4 protein-coding genes are annotated in these 5,561 nt (G+C 31.3%); all 4 read right to left on the bottom strand.

Annotated features, from left to right (window positions below; genetic code table 11):
- Nucleotides 1–366: 366 nt before the first annotated feature.
- The gene (locus AB2369_RS10910) at nucleotides 367–1,893 is read right to left on the bottom strand and encodes a BCCT family transporter (RefSeq protein ID WP_367666510.1); all 1,527 of its coding nucleotides are present in this window, start codon (nucleotides 1,891–1,893) and stop codon (nucleotides 367–369) included.
- 28 nt (nucleotides 1,894–1,921) lie between these two features.
- Nucleotides 1,922–3,235 (bottom strand): betaine reductase selenoprotein B, encoded by a 1,314-nt coding sequence (gene grdH / locus AB2369_RS10905; protein ID WP_367666509.1) that lies wholly within the window; start codon nucleotides 3,233–3,235, stop codon nucleotides 1,922–1,924.
- 11 nt (nucleotides 3,236–3,246) lie between these two features.
- The gene (locus AB2369_RS10900; RefSeq protein ID WP_367666508.1) at nucleotides 3,247–4,572 is read right to left on the bottom strand and encodes a glycine/sarcosine/betaine reductase component B subunit; all 1,326 of its coding nucleotides are present in this window, start codon (nucleotides 4,570–4,572) and stop codon (nucleotides 3,247–3,249) included.
- A gap of 308 nt (nucleotides 4,573–4,880) precedes the next feature.
- Nucleotides 4,881–5,561: TetR/AcrR family transcriptional regulator (locus AB2369_RS10895; RefSeq protein WP_367666507.1), on the bottom strand; the 681-nt coding region annotated here is incomplete at its 5' end.

The following is a 5,561-nucleotide window of genomic DNA, read 5'->3' as shown; positions in this document are numbered from 1 at the left end:
CACTGAAAATGATTCTATTGATATCTATAAGGATGAACTAAAATTATTCCCTTTATTTAAAATTCCAAGAGGGCTGCTTAATTTCATATTAAATGAGGAGCTTAGCATTATTAATAATAAAATGGATCTTCTTATTAACCAGAGAATATCCCTTGAAGAAAAGCTTGGATAGTAGTTAACTACTATCTCCTGGCTTTAATTTTTACAAATAAACTTTTTCTTATAATACCTGAAAGTAATAAAAATACTATGAAGTTATTAAAATTCAATAACTTCATAGTATTTTTTCTTGTATAGATTATTTATTTAACACCTGTAGATTGTATACCTTAATTTATATACTTAAAATTTTCTCTAATTATATCTTTAAGTTATAGTTGTATTTACTTTATTATCTTTAGATTTTATTACTACCTTATTTTCATCTTTAAGAGCCTTTATAATAGATATACAGGCCAATATCATTACAAATATAAAAGGAAATGCCACTGCTATGGAAGCAGTTTGAAGAGCCTCTAAACCTCCAGATAATAATAAAGCTACTGCAAAAAGAGCTTGTATAACTCCCCAAAGTATTTTTCTCCTATTACTTGGATTTAAATTCCCATTTGAACTTAACATTCCAAGAACAAAGGTAGCTGAATTAGCAGAAGTTATAAAAAATGTACATAATAGAACTACTGCAATTATAGATATTATTGCTCCAAATTTATAATTAGAAAGTACTACAAATAGAGCAGTATCTGGTTCTAAGGCTATATTTTTTAAAACATCAATACTTAGTTTATTTGAAAGATTTAATCCCATACTTCCAAATACAGAAAACCATACAAAGGATGCTAAGGATGGAGCCACTATAACCCCCATTATAAATTCTTTTATAGTTCTACCTTTAGAAATTCTCGCTATAAAAGTACCTACAAATGGTGCCCAAGCAATCCACCAAGCCCAATAAAATATTCTCCAGGTTCCAAGCCATCCATTGTCGCCATAAGAGTTTATCTTAAGACTATCCTGTATAAAATTTTGTACATATTCTCCTAAGCCATTAACTAAAGAGTTAATCATAGGGATCTTCGGTCCTATGAATATACAAAAAAGTAATAAAACAAAAGCTAAATATAGATTAATATCAGATATTAATTTAATCCCCTTCTCCACTCCACTTACTGCAGTTAATATATAAATAACTGTAACTATTAATATTATTATTAACTGTACTTTGTAGTTCTTAGGAATATCAAAAAGAAAGTTTAATCCACTATTTATTTGAAGGGTTCCAAGACCTAAGGATGTGGCAACTCCACCAACTGTTGCAAATATAGCTAGTATGTCTATAAGTTTACCAATAGGTCCATTTGCCCTTTCTTCTCCTATTATAGGTATAAATACTGAGCTCACAAGGGCAGGTTTATTTTTTCTAAATTGAAAGTATGCAAGAGCTAGTCCTAAAATACTATAATTAGCCCAAGGGTGAAATCCCCAATGCATAAAAACAGATTTCATTGCAAAATTAGCTGCCTCAGGAGTTCCAGCAGAACCATATGGAGGATTTGTAAAGTGTGCTAAAGGCTCTGCTACTCCCCAAAATACTAATCCTATTCCCATACCAGCTCCAAACAACATAGCAAACCAAGAAAGGGTACTATATTCTGGAGTAGAATCATCAGGTCCAAGCTTTATTTTTCCAAACCTACTAAAGGCTAAGAATAGTGCAAATATAACAAATATAAGCATAGAAAGTAAGTAGGCCCATCCAAAATATTCAGTTAAATATTTCATTACACTACCTGCTATACTTTGGAAACTTTCACTGGCTAGAATTCCCCAAAGTACTACTGTAATAGATAATAATAAGGATATATAGAAAACTTTATTATTCTCTTTTTTCATAAGGCTCTCCTTTCTAAAATTTACCAGCTTAAATTTTAACTTTAAATACTGTTTGTTCTTTTATATCTTCAGTTAAAGCGTTTAATGCCACTTCTACCCTATGACTTCTTAACTTTAACTGTTCTTCCTTACTTGTAGAAGGATCTCCTAAAGGATATGGAATTGAAATAGTTGGAACTATTTTATTAGCTCCTACAGTTTTAGATACTGGAATTAAGTTTGCCATCTGGACAATAGGAATTCCAGCTCTTTCTATTTCTTTTACCATGGTTGCACCGCAACGTGTACAAGTTCCTCATGTGGAAGTAAGAATAACTCCATTAACTTTATCCTCTAATAAATAAGGAATAATCTCCTCTGCCATTCTAGCTGCTTCCCCTTGAGTTGTTCCAGTACCTACAGTGGAATAAAAATAATCATGAAGCTTTCCTATTTTCTTTTCTTTCTCAAAAGCTTTTAATACATCTATAGGAACTATAACATCTGGATCTCTATCAGCAGCTGATGGATCAAATCCAGCATGAATAGTTTTATATACTCCCTGCTCTAAATCATTTATCTTAGATATATCATATCTTCCCCATCTAGTAGCTGAAGCAGATTGTATCCTGTCTGGATTATCAATTGGTACAATTCCTCCTGTGGTAACTACTGCTATATTAGCTAGAGATAGGTATTTTATAGGTGGGGCTATTGGAACTCTATCTGCCTTTGGTATAGGTAATTCTGATACATAATCTTCATCATTTATCTTTTTAAGAAGCATATCTATAACCCTATCTACTGCTGATTTTCCATCCTCCCTTAATACTTGATGCCTTATTCCACGTCCATAGTAACCTTCCTCTTTTGCTCCTTTCTTCTCATCTCCTCTTAGAATCTTATCTCCAAATAGAGCCATACTCTCTATATCCTTCTTCATTTTTGCTGCACTATGACCACCTTTAAAAATGTACATATGCTCTCTAAACATTTCTACTCCTGGATTTTCTTCATGCATAGAAGTTATTACAGGAACATTAAATTTTTCCTTAACTGCCTTGCATATTTCTCCACATGCTACTCCATATCTTCCCGCCTGAAATGCAGGTCCTGCAAAGAATATATGAAATTTTTTATCTTCTAGAAAATTTAATATACTCTCTACAGCTTCTTTAGTATTAGAGCCCATAAAATTATCTCCACATATTATAGTGTGACTTACTTTAGCTTCTTTCAAAATCTTATCTAATTGCATTGCTGGTCCAACTGTACCTTCTCTTATCTCTGGTGGAAAATCTGCCTTATCTTCTCCACCTATTTGTCCAAAGAACTGATTTACATAAAGTATAGCTTTTTTCATAATACGCCCTCCTAAAATTCCACCATAGTTTTTCTTGACCAACCTACTACTTGATCTCCACAAAACATTGAGTTATTCTCCATAATTATTGAGCCGTCTTCCCTCACAGAAGGTCCTAAAACTTCATCATCTGCCCATCCTCCAGAAAGTCCATCTCTACCTAAAGCCTGCAGTTCTCCAAGAACTATATCCATAGGTGGAAGTTCAATAAGTTCTGAAACGTTTCCACAAGACACTATAGCATTTGCCTTTTCATCTAAAGATACAAGAGGCTGAGATTTCCCATCTCTTCCTGTACATTCATTAGTTAATCCAACAGTTTTTATTCCTTCATTTTCTAAGGCTACTATACATGCTATAAAATCTGCATCTGGATTTCCATAGCCTTCTTCTGCCACAACTGCCGCATGAGCTCCTAAGTTTCTTGCCATATTAGCTACAAATAAAGCAGCTCTTTCTTTTTGATCTAATGCAACATTAAGATTAGACATTATTATCCCTAAAAAGTTTATGGTATCTCCATGCTCTTTATATAATCTTTTAATCATAGGAAAGTTTTGAAAATCATAAGTACTCCATTTTGATGAACAAGGCATAAAGCTTCCTGATACCATAGCTCCATCTAAAACCTCATTGGGATGTATAAATGTTGGTAACATTCTATTTGTATCCCATCCATAAAGTAAATCGTTATACCCAAGCTCCTCCATTTGCGATTGAGGTTGAAGTACTAAGACTACATTTTTTAAATTTTTAGTAGCATCTTCTCTCTTTGTTATAGGTTCAAGATTAAACCTCTCTATATCTTCTGGTTCCTTATCCTTTACACTGGTTGCAATAAACTCTGCTAATTTATGGCCTGCTTTTCTAAGGGCATTATTCTTTTTCTGTTGCTCATGTTTTTCAAAATCCTCATCACTATCTGCAACTAAAACTAAATTTTTAAGGGTAGAAAAGTAAGAATACTTAGCTCCCACTCCACTCATATCTATAAGCCCATCTTGAAATCCTCCCCAATGCTTTCCAACCACAATTAAAGACATATCTTTTAAAGCATGACATGTACCATGTCCACATTTTGAAAGTTCCCCTGTATATCCTGGAAACAAAGGAGATCCATTTAACTTAATTCTTGGCTCTATGGCCTCTTTTACTGGTACTAACCTAACCTTATCCCCTGGTTTTACAATATAAAGATCTGCCTCTGTTATATGGCTATCCTCCATAACAAAATTTAAAGCTTCTTCTTTATTGATAGTTAATATTCCATTTTCAAATTCTGTCTTCTTACCAAACTTAATATCTCTAACATGAAAGTTTCCAATTTTTAAATTCATAGCTATACTCCTCTCTTATATTTCAAATATTCTTAAAATTATAATAATTTAATCATGATTATATTACCAATTCGTTTTTTCTATAATCATGATTATATTTTCTGACAATTGACATTTTTCAATATAATTAAATTTTCACAAGAATTTCTCTTGATAGATTTTATGTTTTTCTACAATAATCCTATATTTAATTTAAAATTCATGTTTTTTTACCTTTTAAAATAAGAAAAAACCCCTAAATTGTTTAGGAGTTTTAAGTTTATTAAAGTTTCCATATTAACATAATAATTTCTTATATCATTAATATATTACTTCATTATTCTTTTTAAATATAACATGAATTTTTTAGTCATCTCCTCAGGAGTTCCACATATTTTATTATTAATATATCTTGTAATCATAGCTTCATAGGTAAGTAATATTATTTCATTTAATTCATTTATATGGCTCTTATCTATAAACTCTTCCCTAGCACAAGATTCTAAAAGAAGACTATTTCTTACATATATATCTCCGCTTTCAATCATCTCTTTTGTTTCTTCATTAAGATCATCAGTTTCATGTTGAAATATTTTATAATAAGCTTTAATTGATTCATCTATAGATCTATTAAACTCTCCAAAAAACATGGTTTTATATATCTTAGGGTACTTAAAGGAATAAAGACAGAAGGATTCCCATATAATAAAAAATCTTTCCATAGAATTTCTGCTGTATTTAAGTTTATTCCCTATATCATTAGTATAATCCTGAAAATAATGAAAAACAGCAAAAAAAGTTAAGTGCTCTAAATTATCAAAGTAATTATAAAGAGTTGAACTATTATACCCTGCTCTAGAGGCTACCTTCCTTATGGTTACTTTCTCAATTCCCTCATTATCTATTATTTCTCTAGCTGCTTCTATGAAGTACTTCATCATACGTCTTTTTTTTATGTCTATTTTCTCCATGATATCCCCCTTAAATTCATTACAATAATAATCTACTTC

It is taken from the genome of Clostridium sp., assembly GCF_040797585.1.
Classification (GTDB): Bacteria; Bacillota; Clostridia; order Clostridiales; family Clostridiaceae; genus Clostridium_Z.
This window is presented reverse-complemented; position numbering and strand designations above follow the sequence as displayed.

Bases quoted from the DNA above. Each gene is read 5' to 3' on its own strand.
- AB2369_RS10910 (WP_367666510.1), bottom strand. From the start codon at position 1,893: ATGAAAAAAGAGAATAATAAAGTTTTCTATATATCCTTATTATTATCT.
- AB2369_RS10900 (WP_367666508.1), bottom strand. From the start codon at position 4,572: ATGAATTTAAAAATTGGAAACTTTCATGTTAGAGATATTAAGTTTGGT.